Below are 22,766 nucleotides of genomic sequence, written 5' to 3'. Positions count from 1 at the left end.
CAGTCTAATCGTCTGACTGACGCAATGTGGTGTGAGTGCCGCCACGACGGGCCCGGCCGGCCGGCGCCGGGCCCGTCGCGCACGCCTAGCCGCGGTAGCCGAGGACCGTCATCATCCCGGCCTCCGCGTGGTAGACGTTGTGGCAGTGGATCATCCACAGGCCCGGGTTGTCCGCGTCGAAGTCCGCCTCCAGCCGCTTGCCCGGCAGCACGATCGCGGTGTCCTTGCGCGGCCCGCCGCCGGGCAGCGCGAAGGTGTGGCCGTGCAGGTGCATCGGGTGCCACATGTCGGTCTCGTTGACGAAGACGAGCCGCACCCGCTCGCCCGCGCCCACCGGGTAGCGCTGCGTGGGCGCGTACTTCCGGCCGTTGATGGCCCAGTCGTACGTCGCCATCGAGCCCGACAGCCGAAGGGTGACCGTGCGGTCGGGCCTGCGGTCCGCGAGCGCCACGGACCGGTCCGCCTTCAGGGCGGCGGCGGTCAGCGGGGCGCCCTCCAGCTCCCGGGGGCGCACGTGTGCACCGGGCGCCGTCCCGCCGCCCGTGCGCAGCACGGCCAGCGCGCTGCGCTTCTTGCCCTCGGCCAGGGCGGTCAGCGGGAAGACGCCGTCCTTCACCTCCACCAGCACGTCGTAGCGCTCTCCCATACCCAGCAGGAGGGCGTCCGTCCGGACGTGTTCGACGGGGAAACCGTCCGCATGGGTGACGGTCATGCGATGGTCGCCGAGGGCCACGCGGAAGGCCGTGTCACCGCCCGCGTTGATGAGGCGGATGCGCACCCGGTCGCCGGGCCGGGCGGTGAAGGTCTGCGGGTCCTCCGGGACGCGGCCGTTGACGAGGTAGTGGGGGTAGGCGACGTCACCGGCGTCACCGCCGAGCACGTCGCTGGTGGCGCCCATCAGCATCCGCGGCGGCCCGGCGGGGGAGGGGGACGTCGTCGACGCCGACGTGTGCGCCATGCCGTGTCCCCCGCCGTGATCCATGCCCCCGCCGTGATCCATGCCCCCGCCGTGGCCCGTGCCCCCGCCGTGGTCCATGCCGCCCATGCCCCGGCCGAGCTCCGCGAGCACCGCGTCCGGGGTGCTGCCGTCCACCCCGTCGACCCAGTCGTCGAGGACGACGACCCACTCCTTGTCGTAGGCCAGCGGCTCCTTCGGGTCCTCCACGATCAGCGGCGCGTACAGCCCCCGGTCCTGCTGGGTGCCGGCATGCGGGTGCAGCCAGTACGTGCCGGGGTGCGCGACCGCGAAGCGGTACTGGCGCGAGGCCCCCGCCCGGACGGCCGGCTGCGTGAGGCCGGGGACCCCGTCCATGTCGTTGCGCAGCGCCAGTCCGTGCCAGTGCACGGACGTGGGCTCGGGCAGGTGGTTGGCGAGGGTGAGGGCGAGCGTGTCGCCGGCGGTGACCCGGATCTCCTTGCCGGGCAGGGCGTCGTCGTACGCCCAGGACCGGACGGTACGGCCCCCGCCCAGGTCGAGCGCGGCCGCCGTGGCGGTCAGCCGCACCTCGCGCACGGGGCCCGGGCGGCGCCGGGCCTCCGCGGCGGCGACCTCCGGGCCGTCGGGGGAGACGTAGCCGGCGGGCGCGGCGCCGGACGGCGCCGCGGAGGAACCGCCGTCCTTCGAGCAGGCGGCCAGCAGGCCGCTTCCGGCGGTGACGATGCCCGCGCCGAGCACGGCGCGGCGAGTGGTGTTGCGCATGGGAAAGGCACCTCGTGGGTGGTCGGTGGTGTGCGGGGCAGCGGCGAGCGCGCTGCCGCTATACGCGCAGCACCGACAACCGGGCGAGGGCCTTGTGCCGTGGTGGGGGCGGGACGGGCCACAGGGCGCGCGAGAACCACGCGGGCCCGGCCGCCGCGGCCGGGCGGCGCAGTGCGCCCGGCGAGAGCAGGAGGATGAGGGCCAGGCCGGCCCCGAGCACGGCGAGACAGATCGCCATGGGGTCCATGCCGCCGGGGCCGTGGGCCCAAGGGGCGGCGTGCGGGCCGCCCCGGGCGGGGACGGCCGCCGCGGAGGAGAGCGTGGACGACGCGGGCGTCATCCGGTGCGAGGAGTCCGCCGCCGCGTGACCCGGCGCGTGGCCCGGGGCGTGAGCCGGCGCGTGGCCCGGGGCGTCGTCGGCGGCCCGGGGGGCCGTCGTGGAAGGGGCCGCACCCGCATGATCACGGGGGTGCCCGAGTGTGTGCATGGTCACGATCCCGAGCAGCAGCGCGGCGAACAACAGCAGCCGGCCGCACCACGCGGCGGCGGCCGTCCGTCCTTGCACCGCCTGCCTCCCGCGCCTGTGGATCTCTCCCGCACCTTACCCCCACGGGGTATCGCCCGACGAGGGGGCCCGGTGCGGACGGATGTGCACGAAGCAGTGCCAAGGCCCGATCATGGGGCGAAAACGCTCGACGACGCACGGCCCGAAGGACGCTCTCCCCCCATGACCACCACGGAACAGGTTCGGGACGAACGTCCCCCCACCGTTGCCGCCGCGGACACCGCCGCCCCCGCACCGGGAGCCGGCCGGGCACAGTTCCTCTCGTGGGCGACGCTCGCGATGATGACGACCGCCTCGGTCGCGAACCTGCGCCCCTCGCCCTCGATGGCGATCTACGGACTCGCCGCCGTCTTCCTCTACCTGCTGCCCGCCGTGGTCTTCCTGCTGCCGACCGCCCTCGTCTCGGCGGAACTGGCCTCCGGCTGGCCCGGCGGCGTCTACCGGTGGGTGAGCGAGGGCCTCTCCAGGCCGCTGGGCTTCCTCGCCGTGTGGTGCCAGTTCGCCATGACGATCGCGTACTACCCGAGCCTGCTGGCCTACGTGGCGAGCACCTTCGCCTACGTCATCGACCCCTCGCTCGCCGACAACGGCCTCTACATCGCCGTCGTCATCGTCGTCATCTACTGGTCGGGCGTGCTGATCTCCTCGCGCGGCACCAAGGCGGTCGCCGGACTCTCCAGCATGGGCCTGGTCATCGGCACCCTGATCCCGGGCGTCGTCCTCGTCGCCCTCGGCCTGGCCTTCCTGGCCCAGGGCAACCCCTCGGCCGCCCCCATGGACAGCGGCCACGTCCTGCCGCCGTGGACGGGGCTGGCCAGCCTCGTGCTGATCGTGAACAACTTCCTGTCCTACGCCGGCATGGAGATGAACGGCGTGCACGTCTCCGCGCTGCGCGAGCCCGGCAAGCAGTACCCGCGCGCCATGTTCACCGCCACCGGCCTCGTCCTGCTGATCTTCATCCTGCCCGCACTGGCCATCAGCTGGGTGATGCCGAGCGAGAACCTCAGCCTCACCGCGGGTGTGATGCAGGCGTTCCAGGGCTTCTTCGACCACTTCCACGTCGGCTGGCTGACCAAGGTCGTCGGTGTCCTGCTCGTCGCGGCCGCGCTCGGCGGCATGCTCACCTGGCTGGCCGGGCCGTCCAAGGGGCTGCTCATGGTCTCCCGGCAGGAGGGCTACCTGCCGCCCGTCCTGCAGAAGCTCAACAACAACGGCGTGCCGCGGAACATCATGGTCGTGCAGGGCGTGCTGACCACCCTCATCGCGCTGCTCTACGCCTTCATCCCCGACGTCTCCAGCGCCTACTGGATCTTCTCGGTCGTCACCACGCAGATCTACCTCGTCGTCTACCTGCTGATGTTCGCCGCCGTCATCCGGCTGCGCGCCACCCGCCCCCATCAGCCGCGCGGCTTCCGCGTGCCGGCCGTGCACCTGGTCGCGGGCATCGGCTTCGCCGCGTCCGTCGGCGCCATGTGCATCGGCTTCGTCCCGCCCGAGCAGTTCGGCGGCGGTCCCGTCTGGTCTTACGTCCTCACCGTCGGCGGCGGCCTGCTGGTCCTCGGCTTCCTCGCGCCGCTGGCCTTCCTGACGTTCCGCAAGCCGCACTGGGTGGCGGCCGAGCACCGCGGGAGCGGCACCGTCGAGTAGCTTGTCCGTGCCCTCCGGGTGAGGGACGGACCGAAGGGGGAGCTGCATGAGCGGTACGGAACGGCCACCGGGGCGGATGCTGCGGGTGGGCGGGGTGCCCCTGCACGTGGTGCGCGAGGGCACGGGCCCGGTGTGCGTGCTCAGCGCCGGGCTCGGCATGGGCTGGTTCGACTGGGAGCAGGTCGTCCCGCTGCTCGCCCCGTACCGCACGGTGGTCCGCTTCGACCGCCCCGGACTGGGGTTCAGCGCCCCGGCCGTCGAACCGCCCACCGCCGCCGCGGAGGCCGCCCGCATAGCGGGCGTCCTCGACGCGCTGGACCTGCCCGGCCCGGCCACCGTCGTCGGGCACTCCCTCGCCGGCTTCCACGCCGAGGCGTTCGCCCGGCTGTACCCGGAGCGCACGGCCGGGCTCGTCCTGGTCGACGGCAGCGTGGAGGAGGACGCCCGCCCCGTCCCCGGCCGCGAGCTGCGCACCGCCGCCGCCCACGTCCGGGGCCTGGCCTTCGCCACGGCCGGGCTGCCGCGGGCCCTCGGCCCCGCCCTGCGCCGCTTCTCCGTCCGCTCCGCCTCCGTCAAGCGCCAGGACCCCGCCCCGGCGGAGCTGGTGCGCCGCACCTACGGCACCGGGCGCGTCATGCGGGCCATCCTCATGGAGAACACGCGCTACCGCGACGTGGCCGCCGAGCTGGAGGAGCTGCGCGCCCACCACGGCCTGCCGCCCGCGCCCGTCACCGTCCTCGCCGCCTCCCCGGGCACCGGCTCCTGCCCCGAGCGCCGCTGGCTGCTGCGCCAGCGCGCCCTCGCCGACCGGCTCGACGCCCGCTTCGAGGCCGTCGCCCCCGCCGGCCACCTGCTGATGTACGACCGCCCGCAGGCCGTCGCCGCCGCCGTCCTCGCCACCCCCTTCCTCCGCGGCTGAGCCGCGGCGGCCGGGCCGCGGTTGCGCCGTCCGGGGCGTCGACGTCGGCCGCAGGCCCGGCGGCAGCGCCTGCGGCATCACGATGGTGCTGCCGGAGAAGGGTGCCCCCGATCACGAGTGGCAGCTGCTGAGGTCCGTCGCGTAACGGGGTTCCTGTCTGTCCCGGCCGCCCCCGAAACCTGCCGGGCCCGGAAAACGGGGGGCGCTTGCATGCACACCACATGTCTTGTCGTGTGCAGGGCGGACTCGATGCGTCACGCCGATTCCGTGCGCCCCGCAGTGGGGATTGCCTGCACAGGGCTGTTGCAGGTGTTGTGGAAAGCGGACACCGGCAATCAGCACACATCGGTGCCTTTGCCGAACGAAGCATATGGAGGGGGCATGTCGTACGTAGCTTTAGCCACGTCCGCGTTCACCGCCGGAGTCGCGCCGTCACCATTTCCGGTGCTCGGCCACGGCGGGCAGTTGCTGCGCGAGCCGCTCGGCTTCCTGCAGTCCTTGCGGACCCATGGCGACCTGGTGCAGATCAGGCTGGGCCCCCAGCGGGCGTACGTGGTCTGCCATCCCGAACTCGCCCTGCAGGTGCTGAAGGACGACCGCACCTTCGACAAGGGCGGTCCGCTCTTCGACCGGCTGCGGGACGTCCTGGGCAACGGCCTGGGGACGTGCCCGTACCGGGACCACCGCCGGCAGCGCCGGCTGATCCAGCCGGCCTTCCACCGCGCCCGGCTGGAGCGCTACGGCGCCTCGATGGAGGAAGAACTCGCACGTCTCCTCGGGGGCTGGCACAGCGGTGACGTGTTGGATGTCTTTCCTGTGATGTACAGCTTCACTTTGCGCTCCGTTCTCCGCACCCTGTTCTCCGCACACATCGACGGCCGGACGGCGGACGGGATCCAGCGCTCGTTCGAGACCGTGCTGGGCGGGGTGATGCAGCGGATGTTCGTCCCCGAGCCGCTGCTGCGGCTCCCCACCCCCGGCAACCGCCGTTACCAGCAGTGCCGCCGCCACCTGTTCGACAGCGTCGACCGCATCATCGCCGGCTACCGCGCCGAGCAGGGCCGGGCCGGGGACGACTCCGGCGACCTGCTGTCGGCGCTGCTGGCCACGGGCGCGGACGGTGCCGCGGGCCCGGACGACCGGGAGATCCGCGACCAGGTCATCTCCATGATGATGGCGGGCTCCGAGAGCCTCGGCGCCGTCCTGGCCTGGGCCCTGCACCAGCTGACCCGGGACCCGGTGTCCGAACGCCGGCTCCACGAGGAGGTGGACGCCGTGCTCGGCGGCCGCCCCGCCCGCTGGCCGGACCTGCCCCACCTGCCCTTCACCGGCCGCCTGCTCACCGAGACCATGCGCCTGCACCCGCCCGGCTGGCTGTTCACCAGGATCACCCGCAAGGAGGTGGAGCTGGCCGGCCTCCGCCTCCCGCCCGGCAGCACCGTCGTCATCACCCCGGTCGGCCTGCACCGCGACCCGGACCTCTACGAGCGGCCCGAGGTCTTCGACCCCGACCGCTGGCTGCCCGAGCGCGCCGCCGCCCTGCCCCGCGGGGCCTTCCTGGCCTGGGGCGGCGGGCCGCGCAAGTGCATAGGCGACACCTTCGCCATGGCGGAGGGCACCCTCGCACTGGCCACGATCGCCTCCCGGTGGCGGCTGCGGCCCGCCCCCGGCAACGACCCCCGTCCCGCCCGGCTGACCACCGTCCTGCACCCGAGGAGGCTCCGGCTCACCCTGACCGCCCGCCCCGCGCCCGCCGCGGCCCACTAGGCCGCCCGCGCCCGCCGGCCCTGCCCGCACATCCGGGGCAGGGTCGGTCGACCAAGATCCGGCCGGTGTTCCACAATGGAGGGGAACGGGGCTGTGCACACGTGACGGAAGGCGTCCGGACGCGTGTACGCAACGCCGCCGAAATGGTGTGGTGGGATGCTCTTGTGCCCCCGATGTGGCCCGCTGCTTGGGAGCGGACGGCCTGACCAGCGAGGATGACAGTTATGGATAAGCAGCAGGAGTTCGTGCTCCGTACGCTCGAAGAGCGCGACATCCGCTTCGTGCGGCTGTGGTTCACCGATGTGCTCGGCTACCTCAAGTCGGTCGCCGTCGCCCCCGCCGAGCTTGAGCAGGCGTTCGACGAGGGCATCGGCTTCGACGGCTCCGCGATCGAGGGCTTCGCGCGGGTCTACGAGTCCGACATGATCGCCAAGCCGGATCCGGGCACCTTCCAGATCCTGCCCTGGCGCGCCGAGGCCCCCGGCACCGCCCGGATGTTCTGCGACATCCTCATGCCGGACGGCTCGCCCTCCTACGCCGACCCGCGCTACGTCCTCAAGCGCATCCTGGCCAAGACCTCCGACCTCGGCTTCACCTTCTACACCCACCCCGAGATCGAGTTCTTCCTGCTCAAGGACAAGCCCGTCGACGGCACCCGCCCGGTGCCCGCCGACTCCTCCGGCTACTTCGACCACACCCCGCAGAACGTGGGCATGGACTTCCGCCGCCAGGCCATCACCATGCTCGAATCCATGGGCATCTCGGTCGAGTTCAGCCACCACGAGGGCGCCCCCGGCCAGCAGGAGATCGACCTGCGCTACGCCGACGCGCTCTCCACCGCCGACAACATCATGACCTTCCGGCTCGTGATGAAGCAGGTCGCGCTGGAGCAGGGCGTGCAGGCCACGTTCATGCCCAAGCCGTTCTCCGAGTACCCCGGCTCCGGCATGCACACCCACCTCTCCCTCTTCGAGGGCGACCGCAACGCCTTCCACGAGTCCGGCGCCGAGTACCAGCTGTCCAAGGTCGGCAAGTCCTTCATCGCCGGCCTGCTGAAGCACGCGGGCGAGATCTCCGCCGTCACCAACCAGTGGGTCAACTCCTACAAGCGCATCTGGGGCGGCTCCCAGCGCACCGCCGGCGCCGGCGGCGAGGCACCCTCGTACATCTGCTGGGGCCACAACAACCGCTCCGCGCTCATCCGCGTCCCGATGTACAAGCCCGGCAAGACCGGCTCCACCCGGGTCGAGGTCCGCTCCATCGACTCCGGCGCCAACCCCTACCTGACCTACGCCGTCCTGCTGGCCGCCGGACTGAAGGGCATCGAGGAGGGGTACGAGCTCCCTGCCGGCGCCGACGACGACGTCTGGGCGCTGTCCGACGCCGAGCGCCGGGCCATGGGCATCGAGCCGCTGCCGCAGAACCTCGGCGAGGCCATCGAGCTCATGGAGCGCAGCGAGCTGGTCGCCGAGACCCTCGGCGAGCACGTCTTCGACTTCTTCCTGCGCAACAAGAAGCAGGAGTGGGAGGAGTACCGATCGGAAGTCACCGCCTTCGAGCTCCGCAAGATGCTGCCGGTGCTCTGACGGCGACCGCGTACCGATCCACGGCGAGAGGCCAGCGATGACCGTGCCCGACGGGCGGCGCAGCAGCACCTACACCCGGCTGCTCCGGTACGGCTTCACGGACGCGGCGGCGGCCGAGCGGTCGCTGGAGAGCCCGGCGCTCGCGTCCGTGCGGGCCGACCCGGTGCTCCTCGACGCGCTCGGCGCCACGGCCGACCCCGACCTCGCCCTGCGCGGGCTCGTCCGCCTGGCCGAGTCCGCCGGGGAGGACGAGCGGCGGGCGCTGCTGGACACCCTGGTCACCGCCAAGCCGCTGCGCGACCGGCTGCTGGGCGTGCTGGGCGCCTCGGAGGCGCTGGGCGACCACCTCGCCCGGCACCCGGGCGACTGGCACGCCCTGGACAGCTTCGACTCCACCGACCTGCACCCCGGCACCCGGGAGTTCGAGAAGTCCCTCGCCGAGGGCGCCCGGGCCGGCCGCGACGCCGGCCTGACCCCCGCCGACGCCCTGCGCGCCGCCTACCGCCGCTGCCTGCTGGCGATAGCGGCCCGCGACGTCAGCGGCACCATCGACGTCGCCGAGGCGGCCGCCGAGCTCGCCGACCTGGCCACCGCCACGCTCCGCGCGGCCCTGGCGATCGCCGCCGAGGAGCAGCCGGCGGACGCCTCCGCCTGCCGGCTCGCCGTCATCGGCATGGGCAAGTGCGGCGGCCAGGAGCTCAATTACGTCTCCGACGTCGACGTCATCTTCGTCGCCGAGGCCCGGGACGGCGCGCCCGAGGGCCCCGCGCTGCAGGCCGCGACCCGGCTCGCCTCCCGCATGATGCGCGTCTGCTCCGACGTCACCGCCGAGGGCACCATCTGGCCCGTCGACGCCAACCTCCGCCCGGAGGGCCGCAACGGTCCCCTGGTGCGCACCCTGACCAGCCACCTCGCCTACTACCAGCGCTGGGCCAAGACCTGGGAGTTCCAGGCCCTCCTCAAGGCCCGGCCCGTCGCCGGCGACCTCGCCCTCGCCCAGGACTACGTCGACGCCGTCTCCCCCCTGGTCTGGCAGGCCGCCGAGCGCGAGAACTTCGTCGCCGACGTCCAGCAGATGCGCCGCCGCGTCATCGCCTCCATCCCCGCCACCCAGGTCGACCGCGAGCTCAAGCTCGGCCCCGGCGGCCTGCGCGACGTCGAATTCGCCGTCCAGCTCCTGCAGTTGGTGCACGGCCGCAGCGACGCCACCCTCCGCGTCGGCGGCACCCTCGACGCGCTGGCCGCCCTCGCCGCCGGCGGCTACGTCGGCCGCGCCGACGCCAAGGCCCTCGACGCCGCCTACCGCTTCCTGCGCGCCATGGAGCACCACATCCAGCTCCACCGGCTGCGCCGCACCCACCTCGTGCCCGAGAGCGAGGCCGACCTGCGCCGCCTGGGCCGCTCGCTGGCCCGCACCTACCAGTGGCCCGGCGGCAAGGAGCCCGTCGCCGAGCTCGGCCGGCAGTGGAAGCTGCACGCCCGCGAGGTGCGGCGGCTGCACGAGAAGCTCTTCTACCGCCCGCTGCTGGACGCCGTCGCCCAGCTGGAGCCCGGCGAGATCCGGCTCAGCCCCAAGGCCGCCGGCCAGCGCCTGAAGGCCCTCGGCTACGCCGACCCCGCCGCCGCCCTGCGCCACCTGGAGGCCCTCGCCTCCGGCGTCACCCGCAAGGCCGCCATCCAGCGCACCCTGCTGCCCGTCCTGCTCGGCTGGTTCGCCGACTCCGCCGACCCCGACGCCGGACTGCTGAACTTCCACAAGGTCTCCGACGCGCTCGGCAGGACACCCTGGTACCTGCGGCTGCTGCGCGACGAGGGCGCCGCCGCCGAGAACCTCGCCCGCGTGCTGTCCGCCGGCCGCCTCGCCCCCGACCTGCTGCTGCGCGCCCCCGAGGCCGTCGCCCTGCTCGGCGACCCCGGGGGCCTGCGCCCCCGCGGCCGCGAGGCCCTCGAACAGGAGGTGCTGGCCGCCGTCGGCCGCGCCGAGGACGCCGAGGCGGCCATCGTCGCCGTGCGCGGCGTGCGCCGCCGCGAGCTGTTCCGCACCGCCGCGGCCGACATCATCGGCGCCTACGGGCACGCCCGCAACGGCGCCCATGCGGGCGGCGAGCGCGGCACCGGCTCCCGCGGCCACGCCGAGACCGCCGGCAGCGACCCGGGCGAGCGCATCCGCACCGTCGGCGACGCCGTCTCCGACGTCAACGCCGCCGCCGTCGCCGGCGCCCTGCGCGCGGCCGTACGGGGCGAGTGGGGCGACACCCTGCCCACCCGCTTCGCGGTCATCGGCATGGGCCGCTTCGGCGGCCACGAGCAGGGCTACGGCTCCGACGCCGACGTGCTGTTCGTCCACGAGCCGCGCGAGGGCGTCACCGACGAGGAGGCGGGCAAGGCCGCGTTCGCCGTCGCCGGCGAGATGCGCCGCCTCCTCCAGCTGCCCACCACCGACCCGCCGCTGCTCGTCGACGCCGGCCTGCGGCCCGAGGGCAAGTCCGGGCCCATCGTGCGCACCCTGGCCTCCTACGCCGCCTACTACCGGCGCTGGTCGCTGGTGTGGGAGAGCCAGGCCCTGCTGCGCGCCGAGCCCGTCGCGGGCGACGCGGAGCTGGGGAGCAGATTCGTCGAGCTGATCGACCCGCTGCGCTACCCCGCCGAGGGACTCGGCGAGGACGCGGTGCGCGAGATCCGCCGCCTCAAGGCCCGCATGGAGTCCGAGCGGCTGCCGCGCGGCGCCGACCCCACCACCCACACCAAGCTGGGCCGCGGCGGTCTGTCGGACGTCGAATGGACCGTCCAGCTGCTGCAGATGCAGCACGGCTGGGCCGAACCGGGCCTGCGCACCACCCGCACCCGCGAAGCGCTCGCCGCCGCCTGCGCGGCGGAGCTGATCTCCGCCGAGGACGCCCGGATCCTGGACGAGGCGTGGGTCCTGGCGACCAGCGTCCGCAACGCCGTGATGCTCGTCCGCGGCCGGGCGGGGGACACCTTCCCGGGCGACCCCCGCGAGCTGGCCGCCGTCGGCCGCTACCTCGGCTACGGGCCGGGCCACGTCGGGGAGATGCTCGACGACTACCGCCGCACCACGCGGCGGGCCCGGGCCGTGGTCGAGACGCTGTTCTACGGCGCCTGACCGACGGGAGCCGTCTCAAGCATCGCGCGAAGCGCCCCGGACCGCCACATGGCGGGCCAGCCGGCACGGGAACGCCCCGAACCAGGCGTACGACAGCACGAAGCCGAAGCCCAGGCACAGCACGCCGCCCACCGCGTCCAGCCAGAAGTGGTTGGCGGTCGACACGATCACCAGCAGTGTGACCACCGGGTACAGCGCCCCCAGCACCTTCGCCCACACCGGCCGCGCCAGCATGGCGATGGTCAGCCCGCACCACGCCGACCAGCCGATGTGCATCGACGGCATCGCCGCGTACTGGTTCGACATGTTGGCCAGATTGCCCGAGGCCATCGACCCCCAGGTGTGGTGCACCACGACCGTGTCGACGAAGCCGAGACCGCCCATCAGCCGTGGTGGCGCCAAGGGATACAGGTAGTAACCGAGCAGGGCCACACCCGTGGTGGCGAACAACGCCAGCCGGGCGGCGGCGTACCGCCCCGGATGCCAGCGGTAGAGCCAGACCAGCACCCCGATCGTCAGCACGAAATGCAGCGTGGCGTAGTAGTAGTTCATACCCACCACCAGCCACGTCACCGAATTGACGGCCTGGTTGACGGTGTGCTCGACCGCGATGTGCAGGGTGCGCTCCGCCTGCCAGATCCAGTCGGCGTTGCGCAGCGCCGCCGTTCTCTGCTCGGGCACCGCGTTGCGGACGAGGGAGTACGTCCAGTAACTGACCGCGATCAGCAGCACCTCGAACCACAGACGAGGCCGCCGCGGGACGCGGCGCGGAGCGCGCGCAGAACGGTGGTCCGCCGACGACGCTCCCGCACGCTCCTCGGTGGGTGGCGGAGCGGTCGTACGGCCTACCAGGGTCCTTGCTGTCGCTTCACCCATAGGGAAAGAGTCTGCCAGAAAGCCCACGGCGGCAGATCATCCCAAGGTCTGGTCCTCGCCGTCTTTCGGACCGATGTGCCCACCGCCGGCAAGGCGTCCGGACGACCTCAGGTACGCACCCCCGGAGCGGACGCCGTCGACCCGCGGACCACCAGTTCGGGAAGGAAGACGAACTCGCTGTGGGGCGCGGGGGTGCCGCCGATCTCCTCCAGCAGCGCCCCCACCGCGGCCTGCCCCATCGCCTGCACGGGCTGGCGGATCGTCGTCAGCGGCGGATCGGTGAACGCGATGAGCGGCGAGTCGTCGAAACCCACCACCGAGACGTCGCGCGGGACTTCGAGGCCCTTCTGCCGGGCCGCCCGGACGACCCCGAGCGCCATCATGTCGCTCGCGCACACCACCGCCGTGCACCCCCGGTCGATGAGCGCGGAGGCCGCCGCCTGACCACCCTCAAGGGTGAACAGCGAATGCTGTATCAGCTGCTCCGCCTCGGCCTCCCCGACGCCGAGCTGCTCCTTCATGCCGAGCAGGAAGCCCTCGATCTTCCGCTGCACCGGAACGTACCGCCTGGGCCCGAGCGCCAGTCCGATGCGCCGGTGGCCCAGTGCGGCCAAATGGGTGATGGCCAGCCCCATGGCCGCCCGGTCGTCGGGGGAGACGAAGGGGGCCCGCACCTGCGAGGAGAAGCCGTTGATCAGCACGAACGGCACGCCCTGGGCCCGCAGCCGCTCGTAGCGCTGCATGTCGGCCGAGGTGTCCGCGTGCAGACCGGAGACGAAGAGGATGCCGGAGACCCCGCGGTCGACCAGCATCTCGGTCAGCTCGTCCTCGGTGGAACCGCCCGGGGTCTGGGTGGCGAGGACGGGCGTGTAGCCCTGGCGCGTGAGCGCCTGCCCTATCACCTGGGCGAACGCCGGGAAAATGGGGTTGTCCAGCTCGGGGGTGATCAGCCCGACCAGGCCCGCGCTGCGCTGCCGCAGCCGGACCGGTCGTTCGTAACCCAGGACGTCGAGCGCGGCCAGCACGGACTGGCGGGTGGTGGCGGCGACCCCCGGCTTTCCGTTGAGGACGCGGCTGACGGTTGCTTCGCTGACACCCGCCTGGGCTGCGATATCGGCTAGCCGGGCGGTCACAGGAGGTGACTGTACCGGTCGCATCTCAGACTGCCCACCACACGCATGTATCCGAAGGGATCCGGACGGTTCCGCCTGCGAATTCCAGGGCTGCACTGGACAGGACCGGACGCCCCGGCACGGGCAGCGCCACCTCGGCACCGAGCGTGTTGAGCGTGCACACGAAGCCCGGCCGGGAGAAGGCCAGGACGCCCTCCGGCGCGTCGTCCAGCCACACCATCTCCCCGTCGCCCAGCCCCGGGAGCTCGCCGCGCAGCGCCAGCGCCGAGCGGTACAGCTCCAGCGTCGAGCGCGGGTCGCCGGACTGCGCCTCCACGGACAGCTCCCGCCACCGCCCGGGCTGTGGCAGCCAGCTGCCGCCCGGCCCGAAGCCGTACGGGGCCGCCTCACCCGACCACGGCAGCGGCACCCGGCAGCCGTCGCGGGTGCCGTCCTGCCCGTCGCCGCGGAAGAACGCCGGGTCCTGGCGCACCTCGTCCGGCAGGTCCACGACCTCCGGCAGGCCCAGCTCCTCGCCCTGGTAGACGTAGGCCGATCCGGGCAGCGCCAGCATCAGCAGCGCCGCCGCCCGGGCCCGGCGCAGCCCGAGCTCCTCGTCCCCCGCGCCGTAGCGGGTCGCGTGCCGCACCACGTCGTGGTTGGACAGCACCCAGGTCGTCGGCGCCCCCACCGACCGGGTGGCCGCCAGCGACTCGTCGATGACCTGCCGCATCGGCGCCGCGCCCCAGTCGCAGGTCAGGAACTGGAAGTTGAACGCCTGGTGCAGTTCGTCCGGGCGTACGTACAGCGCGAGCCGCTCGGACGTCGGCGCCCACGCCTCCGCCACGCCGATCCGCTGCCCGTCGTAGGAGTCCAGCAGCTGCCGCCAGGCGCGGTGGATCTCGTGCACCCCGTCCTGGTCGAAGAACGGCAGGACCTGCGCGCCGATGAGCTTGGCCTGCTCGCTCAGACCGATGTCCGGCAGCCCCGCGGCCTTGACCATGCCGTGCGCCACGTCGATCCGGAAGCCGTCCACGCCCAGGTCCAGCCAGAACCGCAGCACGGAGTCGAACTCCGCCCGCACCTCGGCGTTGTCCCAGTTGAGGTCGGGCTGCTCGGGCGCGAACAGGTGCAGGTACCACTCGCCGCTCTCGCCGTCCGGGCCCGTCGTACGGGTCCAGGCGGGACCGCCGAAGACGGACTCCCAGTCGTTCGGCGGCAGTTGCCCGCGCTCGCCCTTGCCGGGGCGGAAGTGGTAGCGCTCGCGGGCCGTCCCCCCCGGACGGTCCGCGAGCGCAGCCCGGAACCAGGCGTGCTGGTCGGAGGTGTGGTTGGGCACGATGTCCACGATCACCCGCAGACCCAGCCGGTGCGCCTCGCGCACCAGGTCGTCCGCGTCCGACAGCTGCCCGAACAGCGGGTCCACCGCCCGGTAGTCCGCGACGTCGTAGCCGCCGTCCGCCTGCGGCGAGGCGTAGAACGGCGTCAGCCACAGCGCGTCCACCCCCAGCCCCGCCAGGTACGGCAGCCGCTCGCGGATCCCGCGCAGGTCCCCGATGCCGTCCCCGTCGCTGTCGGCGAACGAGCGCACGTACACCTGGTAGATGACGGCGCTGCGCCACCAGCCGTCCGTGTGCGCGCGGGCGTCGGCGGACGGACGGACGGTGGGCGCGAGATCCTGGGTCATGTACTTCCTATCGGCTCGTGGTCTCATGGGACGGGCGGTGCGTGTGAACGGCTCAACGACGCCGGCGGCGCAAGGTCAGCCCTTGGTGCCGCCCGCGGTCAGCCCGGCGACCAGGTGGCGCTGGGCGAGGAAGAAGACGAGGCCGGCCGGGACGGTGATGAGCACGGCGGCCGCCGTCATCAGCCCCCACTCGGCCTTCTGCTGACCCACGAAGGTCTGCAGGCCCACGGCCAGCGTGTAGTGGTCCTCACTGCTCATGAACTGGCTGGCGAAGGCGACCTCGCCCCAGGCCGTGATGAAGGAGTAGAAGCCCGTGACGGCCAGCCCGGGCCGGGCCAGCGGCACGATCAGCCGCCAGAAGGTGCCGAACGGCGACAGCCCGTCCACCCGGCCCGCCTCGTCGATCTCGGCCGGGATGGAGTCGAAGTAGCCCTTGAGCATCCAGGCGCAGAACGGCACCGACACCGAGCAGTAGGTGAGGACGAGACCCGCGTAGGAGTCGAGCAGCTCCAGCTGGCCGAGGATGTTGTACAGCGGCACGATCAGCACCGCCATGGGGAACATCTGCACCACCAGGAACGTCCACATCAGCGGCCGGTGCCCGGGGAAGCGCATCCGCGACACGGCGTAGCCGGCGGTCGCCGCGATGAGCACGCCCAGCACGGTCGCGCCCAGCGCCACGATCACGGAGTTGCCGAACCAGGTCAGGAACTTCGTCTCGCCCAGGATGTGCGTGTAGTTGGAGAAGTCGAACCCGACGAAGCGGGTGGGCTCCTGCCAGCCGTCCCGCCCGCGCAGCGAGACGAAGACGATGAACAGGACGGGGAAGAGGGAGATCGCGGAGGCACAGATCAGCGCCGTGTGCAGGGCGACGGAGGCCGCGCGCGAGCGCTGTCCGCGCCCGCGCGGTCTGACGGTGGTGGAGCTCATCGCGTCGTGGCCTCCTGTCGGGTGAGCATCCGGCGGTAGAAGACGGCGAAGACCAGCAGCAGCGAGAGGATGAGGATGCCGTACGTCGCGGAGCCCGCGTAGTCGCGCACGCCCTGGAAGGCGAGCCGGTAGGAGTACGTCACCAGGATCTCGCTCTCCGAGCTCGCCCCCTGCCCGATCAGCAGGTAGATGACCTGGAACATGTTGAACGTCCAGATGGTGCCCAGCAGGATCACCGTCCCGCTCACGGGCCGCAGCCCCGGCAGCGTCACGTGCCGGAACCGCTGCCACGGCGAGGCCCCGTCCATCTCGGCGGCCTCGTGCAGCTCGCCCGGGATCGACTGCAGGCCACCGAGGATGGCGACCATCATGAACGGCACCCCGAGCCAGACGTTCACGGCGACCGCCGACGCCTTCTGCAGCGTGCTGTCACCGAGCCAGTCCACGGGGTCCAGCCCCAGCCCGGACAGGAAGGCGTTGAGCACGCCGTACTTCTCGTTGAACATCAGCCGCCAGGAGAACGTGGCGACGAAGGCCGGCACCGCCCACGGCAGGATCAGCAGCACCCGGTACAGGGCCCTGAACCGGACCTGGCGGTTGAGCAGCAGCGCCAGGCCCAGGCCGATGGTGTAGTGCAGGACGACACAGGACGCGGTCCACAGGACGGTCCAGGTCAGCCTGGAGTAGAAGTGCCCCTCCTGACCGGAGAGCACCTTCCAGTAATTGTCGAGCCCCACGAACTGGTAGGTGGCCTCGATGTGGTTGACGCCGATCGTGCGCCCGACGTTGGCCTCGTTGGCGTCCGTGAAGGAGAGGTAGATGCCCCTCCCCAGCGGATAGCCGACGAGGACGGCCAGCACGATGACGACCGGCAGGACCATCGCCCACGCATACCAGTGGGTTCCGAAGGAGCGCCTGACCCGGGTGACGACTGTGGACATGAGGGTCTACTCCTCGATGCCGTAGTCCTTGAGGAGCGCGGACTGCCAGGCCTTGGCCGTGGCGTCCATGCCCTCCTTCGGCTCCTCCTTCAGCGTGAGGATCTTGGTGTAGTGCTGGAGCCAGTCGGTGAACAGGTCACCGCCCTGCGGGATCGGCGGCCGCGCGTGGGCCTTGTCCAGCGCGTTGTGGAAGGCGCTGCGCACCGGGTCGTCCAGCACGGCCTTGGTGTAGGCCGACTTGCGGGTCGGCAGCACGCCGATGGCGTTGGAGACGTTCTCCTGCTGCGCGGCCTCGGTCATGAACTGCGTGAAGAGGTAGGAGGCGTCGAAGTTCTTCGAGCCCGCGTAGACCACCAGGTTGTGACCGCCGACCGGGGCGCCCGCGGTGCCGGTCGAGCCGGCCGGAACGGGCGCGATGCCCAGGTTCTCGCGGGACTTGTAGGCGTCGCCGCCGAAGATCTCCTTGGTCGCCCAGGGACCGTCGATCAGCATCGCCAGCTTGCCGTTCTTGAAGTCCGTCTTGAGGACGTTGTAGCCGTCGGTGCCGGCCGGCTTGGGCGCGGCACCGGACTTCACCAGGTCGACGGCGGTCTCGATGCCCTTGCGCGAGGCGGCGTTGGAAAGGGTGATCTTCTTCTTGTCGGCGTCGACCAGGTCGCTCTTCTCGCCGTAGAGGAAGGGCAGCGAGTAGTAGCTGTCGGGGCTGAGGCCGATGCCCTCGGCGCCCGTCCTGTCCTTGATCTTCGCGGCGGCTTCCTTGACCTCCTGCCAGTTGGCCGGGGCCTTGTCGACGCCGGCCTTCTGGAACAGCTCCTTGTTGTAGAGGAGCCCGAGGGTGTCGGTCACCTGCGGGACGCCGTACGTCTTGCCCTGGTACGCCGCGTTCTTCAGCGGGCCGTCGAGGAAGTCCTCGCTCTTGTCGAGGGCGGGGGTGCCGGTGAGGTCCTTGAGGTAGCCGAGCTGGGCGAAGCCGGGGGTCCAGCCCACGTCGGAGCGGAGCACGTCCGGGGCGCCCTTGCCGGTCGAGGCGGCGGTCTTGAACTTCTGCTGCGCCTGGTCGAACGGCACGTTGACGTACTCGACCTTGATCTTGGGGTACTTCGCCTCGAAGGCCGCGACCAGCTTCTTGAACGCGGGGGCCTCGTTGGTGGCGTCCGAGGTGTCCCACCAGGTGATGGTCCCGCTCACACTGCCCGGGTCCTGCGCGGCCTTGGAACCGTCGCTCCCGCTGTCGCCGCCACCGCCGCAGGCGGTTGCGGTCAGGGCCAGCACGCCGACGACGGCGGCGACCGATATGCCTCTTCGCATATGGACTCCTCGTTCAGGAGGCCGCCTGGGGGGACGGGCGGCCCGAGCTGAGGAGGAAGCTAACAGGCTGCAATCTCTTGCGAAAGACCTTGCAAGAAGGGAATTGCAAGATTTCGGGGTTGTAACCATCCCGTGTCCCCAGGGTTGACCGGGGAAGGCGGGGCTCGTACGGTCTCGACCGGCAAGCGCTTGCTGCCGTGCGGGCAAGCTTGCAGCAAGAAGCTTCCAAGCCTCAGGGGCCTTACGGGGGCGGCGGGTTGCCGCACAGGCTGCACCGGCATCCTTCCCCCACACCTGGAGGCGCCATGGCCCCCACCGCCATGTCCCGCATAGCCCGAAGAGCCCTGACCGCCGCAATCGCCCTCGTGGCCGGCGCGACCCTCCCCATGCCCCCGGCACAGGCGGCCGCCCCCGGCCCCAAGGACGTCACCGCCGTCCTCTTCGAGTGGCGGTACGACTCCGTGGCCACCGAGTGCCGTACCGCCCTCGGCCCCGCCGGCTACGGCTACGTACAGGTCTCCCCGCCGCAGGAGCACATTCAGGGCCCGCAGTGGTGGACCTCCTACCAGCCCGTCGGCTACCGCATCGCCGGCCGGCTCGGCGACCGTGCCGCCTTCTCCGCCATGGTCGGCGCCTGCCACGCCGCCGGGGTGAAGGTCGTCGTCGACACCGTCATCAACCACATGTCGGCCGGCCAGGGCACCGGCACCGGCGGCACGCCGTATACGAAGTACGGCTATCCCGGCCTCTACGAGGACGCCGACTTCCACCGCTGCCGCACGCCCATCACCGACTACACCAGCCGCAACGACGTCCAGAACTGCGAGCTCGTCCAGCTCGCCGACCTCGACACCGGCAGCGACCGGGTCCGCACCGCGATCGCCCGCTACCTCGACGACCTGCTGGCCCTCGGCGTCGACGGCTTCCGCATCGACGCGGCCAAGCACATCGCGACCGAGGACCTCGCCGCCGTCAAGGCCAAGCTGAGCAAGCCGGACGTCTACTGGAAGCAGGAGACCATCCACGGCGCCGGCGAAGCCGTACAGCCGCAGGAGTACCTGGGCAACGGCGACGTCCAGGAGTTCCGCTACGCGCGCGACCTGCGCCGGGTGTTCCTCGGCGAGCGCCTGGCCTACCTGAGGAACTACGGCGAGGGCTGGGGCTACCTGCCCTCCTCCCAGGCGTCCGTCTTCGTCGACAACCACGACACCGAACGCGGCGGCGACACCCTCAGCTACAAGGACGGCGCCTCCTACACGCTCGCCAACGTCTTCATGCTCGCCTGGCCCTACGGCTCCCCGGACGTCCACTCCGGCTACGAGTTCACCGACCGGGACGCGGGGCCGCCGCGCGGGGGAGTGGTGGGCGCCTGCTGGCAGGACGGCTGGAAGTGCCAGCACACGTGGCCGGAGATCCGGAGCATGGTGGCGTTCCGCAACGCCGTGCGGGGGACGCCGGTCACCGGGTGGTGGGACAACGGCTACCAGGCGATCGCCTTCGGGCGCGGCGACAAGGGCTACGTGGTCGTCAACCACGAGGGCTTCGCGCTGAGCCGGACCTTCCAGACGTCGCTGCCGGGCGGGGACTACTGCGACGTCCAGTCGGGCCGCCGCGTGACGGTCGCCGCGGACGGCCGCTTCGCGGCGACCGTCGCCCCGAACACGGCATTGGCGCTGCACGCGGGCGCGCGTACGTGCGGTTGATCACTGAGCCTTCCCCACCCCGCCCCTGACCGGGGGCTCCGCCCCCGGACCCCGGACCGCACTGACGCGCGGTGTCCTCAAACGCCGGACGGGCTGAAAATCCAGCCCGTCCGGTCACAATCCAGCCCGTCCGGTCACAATCCAGTCCGTCCGGGCACAATCCAGCCCCTCCGGCGTTTGAGGAGCGGGGTCCGGGGCGGAGCCCCGGGAAACGGAGAAAGGGCGGGACCGGGGCAAGCGCCACGTCCTGACCCCAGCCGAAGGAGACCCTGCGTGAAACGCCTCGCCGCACTCGCGGCAGTGATAGCGCTGGTGGCGCCCACCGCCAGCACCGGCACCGCGAGTGCCGCCCCCACTCCCACCGACGCCAAAGTCCAGTGGCTCGACCGACACACCCTCGCCTGGCCCAAAAACCTCGGCAACCCCACCCACCCCCACCGCCTCGTCCACGACCGAGGCAGCTTCGCGCTCACCCCCCAGCCCGGCGGCCTGGCGAAGTACCCACGCCTCGCCGCCACCCACGACGCCTTCCACCTCGACGCCCACGGCAAGGAACGCACCGCGCTCAGAGGCAAGGTCCTGGCACAGGCCGGCACCGTCACCACCGGCGTCCAGATCCCCGGCGTCCTCGACGACCTCTACGCCCCCGCCGCCACCAAGGCCCCCCTCGGCCCCACCTTCCGCAACGGCCACCCCACCCTCTCCGTCTGGGCGCCCACGGCCAAGAACGTCGCCCTTGAACTCGACGGCCGCACCGTCCCCATGCGCCGCGACGACGCCAGCGGCGTCTGGAGCGCGACCGGCAGCCGGGACTGGGCCGGCAAGCCCTACCGCTACGCCGTCACCGTCCACGCCCCGGCCGCCGGGAAGGTCGTCACCAACCGCGTCACCGACCCCTACTCCACCGCCCTCACCGCCGACTCCACCGACAGCCTGGTCACCGACCTCGCCGACCCGGCCCTGGCACCCGCCGGCTGGCAGCGGATGCGCAAGCCGAAGGCCATGCCCTTCCGCGACGCCCGCATCCAGGAACTGCACATCCGCGACTTCTCCCCGCGGGGCGACTACCTCGCCTTCACCGACCGCGACGCGCCCGGCATGCGCCACCTCAGGCAGCTCGCCGACGCCGGCACCTCGTACGTCCACCTGCTGCCCGTCTTCGACTTCGCCACCGTCCCCGAACGCGCCGCCGACCGTGCGCAGCCGCCCTGCGACCTCGCCGCACTTCCGGCCGACTCCGACCGGCAGCAGGCATGCGTGGCGAAGACCGCCGCCCGCGACGCCTACAACTGGGGCTACGACCCGCTGCACTACACCGTCCCCGAGGGCTCGTACGCCTCCGACCCCGACGGCGCCCGCCGCACCGTCGAGTTCCGGCGCATGGTGCAGGGCCTGGCCGGCGCCGGGCTGCGGACCGTCATGGACGTCGTCTACAACCACACCGCCGCCTCCGGCCAGGACGACAAGTCCGTCCTCGACCGCATCGTGCCCGGCTACTACCACCGCCTCCTCGACGACGGCACCGTCGCCACCTCCACCTGCTGCGCCAACACCGCGCCCGAGCACGCCATGATGGGCAGGCTCGTCGTCGACTCCGTCGTCACCTGGGCGAAGCAGTACAAGGTCGACGGCTTCCGTTTCGACCTCATGGGCCACCACCCCAAGGCCAACGTCCTCGCCGTCCGCAAGGCCCTCGACGCCCTGACGCCCGCCAAGGACGGCGTCGACGGGAAATCGGTCGTCCTCTACGGCGAGGGCTGGAACTTCGGCGAGGTCGCGAACGACGCCCGCTTCGTCCAGGCCACGCAGAAGAACATGGCCGGCACCGGCATCGCCACCTTCTCCGACCGCTCCCGCGACGCGATCCGCGGCGGCGGCCCCTTCGACGCCGACCCCCGCGTCCAGGGCTTCGCCTCCGGCCTGTTCACCGACCCCAACGACTCACCCGCGAACGGCACCCACGCCGAGCAGCGGGCCCGGCTCCTGCACGCCCAGGACCTCATCAAGGTCGGCCTGACCGGCAACCTCGCCGACTACCGCTTCACCGACTCCACCGGCCGCAGCGTCCGCGGCGCCGACGTCGACTACAACGGCTCGCCCGCCGGCTACGCCGCCGCCCCCGGCGACGCCCTGTCCTACGCCGACGCCCACGACAACGAGACCCTCTACGACGCCCTCGCCTACAAGCTCCCCCAGGCCACGACCCCCGCCGACCGGGCCCGCGCCCAGGTCGTCGCGCTGGCCGCCGCCACGCTCTCCCAGGGCCCGGCCCTCTCCCAGGCCGGCACGGACCTCCTGCGCTCCAAGTCCCTCGACCGCAACTCCTACGACAGCGGCGACTGGTTCAACGCCCTCCACTGGAACTGCGCCGACGGCAACGGATTCGGCCGCGGTCTGCCCCCGGCCCGCGACAACGCGGACAAGTGGCCCTACGCCCGCCCCCTCCTCGCCGACCCGGCGCTGCGCCCCGGCTGCGGTCCCGTCACCTCGGCCTCGGCCGCCTACCGGGACCTGCTGCGCATCCGCACGACGGAGAAGGCGTTCAGCCTGCCGACCGCCGACGCCGTCCAGCGGAGCCTGTCCTTCCCGCTCTCCGGCAAGGACGAGACCCCGGGCGTCGTCACCCTGCGCCTCGACGACCTCGTCGTCGTCCTCAACGCCACCCCGCAGCAGCAGACCCAGCGCATCGACGCCCTCGCCGGCACCGGCTACGCCCTGCACCCCGTCCAGGCACAGGGCGCCGACGCGACCGTCGCGTCCGCCTCCTACCGGGCGGATTCCGGCACCTTCGCCGTGCCGGCCCGCACGGTCGCCGTCTTCCGCCGGGCCTGAGGACGCGCCTCGGCCTCGGCGCAGGAGCACTCAGGACAGCGGCACTCAGTACAGCGGTACTCAGTGCAAA

14 protein-coding genes and 1 pseudogene are annotated in these 22,766 nt (G+C 72.3%); 7 read left to right on the top strand and 8 right to left on the bottom strand.

Annotated elements, in window-relative coordinates:
* Positions 1-85: 85 nt before the first annotated feature.
* Complete coding sequence (locus IE182_RS23150) at positions 86-1,699, bottom strand: multicopper oxidase family protein (protein WP_190111822.1); 1,614 nt, start codon at positions 1,697-1,699, stop codon at positions 86-88.
* A gap of 58 nt (positions 1,700-1,757) precedes the next feature.
* Positions 1,758-2,264, bottom strand: a complete 507-nt coding sequence (locus IE182_RS23145) for a hypothetical protein (RefSeq protein WP_190111821.1) — start codon at positions 2,262-2,264, stop codon at positions 1,758-1,760.
* Positions 2,265-2,426: 162 nt separating this feature from the next.
* On the opposite strand from IE182_RS23145, the gene gadC reads away from it, so the two are divergent.
* The 5 genes from gadC to IE182_RS23120 all read left to right on the top strand — a co-directional run bounded on the left by gadC (position 2,427) and on the right by IE182_RS23120 (position 11,307).
* The gene (gene gadC, locus IE182_RS23140) at positions 2,427-3,911 is read left to right on the top strand and encodes a glutamate/gamma-aminobutyrate antiporter GadC (protein WP_190111820.1); all 1,485 of its coding nucleotides are present in this window, start codon (positions 2,427-2,429) and stop codon (positions 3,909-3,911) included.
* A 46-nt stretch (positions 3,912-3,957) separates the two neighbouring features.
* Positions 3,958-4,830, top strand: coding sequence for an alpha/beta fold hydrolase (locus IE182_RS23135; protein ID WP_190111819.1), 873 nt, complete (start codon positions 3,958-3,960; stop codon positions 4,828-4,830).
* Positions 4,831-5,211: 381 nt separating this feature from the next.
* Positions 5,212-6,597, top strand: a complete 1,386-nt coding sequence (locus IE182_RS23130) for a cytochrome P450 (RefSeq protein ID WP_190111818.1) — start codon at positions 5,212-5,214, stop codon at positions 6,595-6,597.
* Positions 6,598-6,821: 224 nt separating this feature from the next.
* Positions 6,822-8,183: a gamma-glutamylpolyamine synthetase GlnA2 gene (gene glnA2 / locus IE182_RS23125; protein ID WP_190111817.1), complete on the top strand. Its 1,362-nt coding sequence runs from the start codon at positions 6,822-6,824 to the stop codon at positions 8,181-8,183.
* A 37-nt stretch (positions 8,184-8,220) separates the two neighbouring features.
* Positions 8,221-11,307: a bifunctional [glutamine synthetase] adenylyltransferase/[glutamine synthetase]-adenylyl-L-tyrosine phosphorylase gene (locus IE182_RS23120; RefSeq protein WP_190111816.1), complete on the top strand. Its 3,087-nt coding sequence runs from the start codon at positions 8,221-8,223 to the stop codon at positions 11,305-11,307.
* Between the two features lie 15 nt (positions 11,308-11,322).
* Here the strand turns inward: IE182_RS23120 and IE182_RS23115 are convergent, their stop codons facing one another.
* The 6 genes from IE182_RS23115 to IE182_RS23090 all read right to left on the bottom strand — a co-directional run bounded on the left by IE182_RS23115 (position 11,323) and on the right by IE182_RS23090 (position 18,161).
* Positions 11,323-12,183 (bottom strand): phosphatase PAP2 family protein, encoded by an 861-nt coding sequence (locus tag IE182_RS23115; protein WP_190111815.1) that lies wholly within the window; start codon positions 12,181-12,183, stop codon positions 11,323-11,325.
* A gap of 107 nt (positions 12,184-12,290) precedes the next feature.
* A complete protein-coding gene (locus IE182_RS23110; RefSeq protein WP_229845037.1) occupies positions 12,291-13,316 on the bottom strand; it encodes a LacI family DNA-binding transcriptional regulator in 1,026 nt (341 codons plus the stop codon).
* 25 nt (positions 13,317-13,341) lie between these two features.
* Positions 13,342-14,982, bottom strand: a complete 1,641-nt coding sequence (locus IE182_RS23105; protein ID WP_190111813.1) for a glycoside hydrolase family 13 protein — start codon at positions 14,980-14,982, stop codon at positions 13,342-13,344.
* A gap of 75 nt (positions 14,983-15,057) precedes the next feature.
* The gene (locus IE182_RS23100) at positions 15,058-15,912 is read right to left on the bottom strand and encodes a sugar ABC transporter permease (protein ID WP_190111812.1); all 855 of its coding nucleotides are present in this window, start codon (positions 15,910-15,912) and stop codon (positions 15,058-15,060) included.
* Positions 15,909-16,853, bottom strand: coding sequence for a carbohydrate ABC transporter permease (locus IE182_RS23095; RefSeq protein ID WP_190111811.1), 945 nt, complete (start codon positions 16,851-16,853; stop codon positions 15,909-15,911). The genes IE182_RS23100 and IE182_RS23095 overlap by 4 nt, the downstream gene beginning before the upstream one ends.
* Before the next feature lie 6 nt (positions 16,854-16,859).
* Positions 16,860-18,161, bottom strand: coding sequence for an extracellular solute-binding protein (locus IE182_RS23090; RefSeq protein ID WP_190111810.1), 1,302 nt, complete (start codon positions 18,159-18,161; stop codon positions 16,860-16,862).
* 329 nt (positions 18,162-18,490) lie between these two features.
* Here IE182_RS23090 and IE182_RS23085 point away from each other — a divergent pair.
* Both IE182_RS23085 and pulA read left to right on the top strand, forming a co-directional pair.
* Positions 18,491-19,858: pseudogene (locus tag IE182_RS23085) on the top strand (alpha-amylase); the annotation flags it as partial.
* Positions 19,859-20,137: 279 nt separating this feature from the next.
* Positions 20,138-22,696: a pullulanase-type alpha-1,6-glucosidase gene (gene pulA, locus IE182_RS23080; RefSeq protein WP_229845036.1), complete on the top strand. Its 2,559-nt coding sequence runs from the start codon at positions 20,138-20,140 to the stop codon at positions 22,694-22,696.
* Positions 22,697-22,766 lie beyond the last annotated feature (70 nt).

Origin of the sequence: Streptomyces cinnamoneus, from assembly GCF_014650495.1 — a bacterium.
GTDB classification, from domain to species: domain Bacteria; phylum Actinomycetota; class Actinomycetes; order Streptomycetales; family Streptomycetaceae; genus Streptomyces; species Streptomyces cinnamoneus.
Note: the sequence above shows the minus strand (reverse complement) of the source record. Positions and strands in the feature narration are given on the sequence as shown.

Excerpts from the sequence above, each read along its gene's own strand:
- IE182_RS23150 (WP_190111822.1), bottom strand. The coding sequence starts at position 1,699 with ATGCGCAACACCACTCGCCGCGCCGTGCTCGGCGCGGGCATCGTCACC.
- gadC (WP_190111820.1), top strand. The coding sequence starts at position 2,427 with ATGACCACCACGGAACAGGTTCGGGACGAACGTCCCCCCACCGTTGCC.
- IE182_RS23135 (WP_190111819.1), top strand. The coding sequence starts at position 3,958 with ATGAGCGGTACGGAACGGCCACCGGGGCGGATGCTGCGGGTGGGCGGG.
- IE182_RS23130 (WP_190111818.1), top strand. The coding sequence starts at position 5,212 with ATGTCGTACGTAGCTTTAGCCACGTCCGCGTTCACCGCCGGAGTCGCG.
- glnA2 (WP_190111817.1), top strand. The coding sequence starts at position 6,822 with ATGGATAAGCAGCAGGAGTTCGTGCTCCGTACGCTCGAAGAGCGCGAC.
- IE182_RS23120 (WP_190111816.1), top strand. The coding sequence starts at position 8,221 with ATGACCGTGCCCGACGGGCGGCGCAGCAGCACCTACACCCGGCTGCTC.
- IE182_RS23115 (WP_190111815.1), bottom strand. The coding sequence starts at position 12,183 with ATGGGTGAAGCGACAGCAAGGACCCTGGTAGGCCGTACGACCGCTCCG.
- IE182_RS23105 (WP_190111813.1), bottom strand. The coding sequence starts at position 14,982 with ATGACCCAGGATCTCGCGCCCACCGTCCGTCCGTCCGCCGACGCCCGC.
- IE182_RS23100 (WP_190111812.1), bottom strand. The coding sequence starts at position 15,912 with ATGAGCTCCACCACCGTCAGACCGCGCGGGCGCGGACAGCGCTCGCGC.
- IE182_RS23095 (WP_190111811.1), bottom strand. The coding sequence starts at position 16,853 with ATGTCCACAGTCGTCACCCGGGTCAGGCGCTCCTTCGGAACCCACTGG.
- IE182_RS23090 (WP_190111810.1), bottom strand. The coding sequence starts at position 18,161 with ATGCGAAGAGGCATATCGGTCGCCGCCGTCGTCGGCGTGCTGGCCCTG.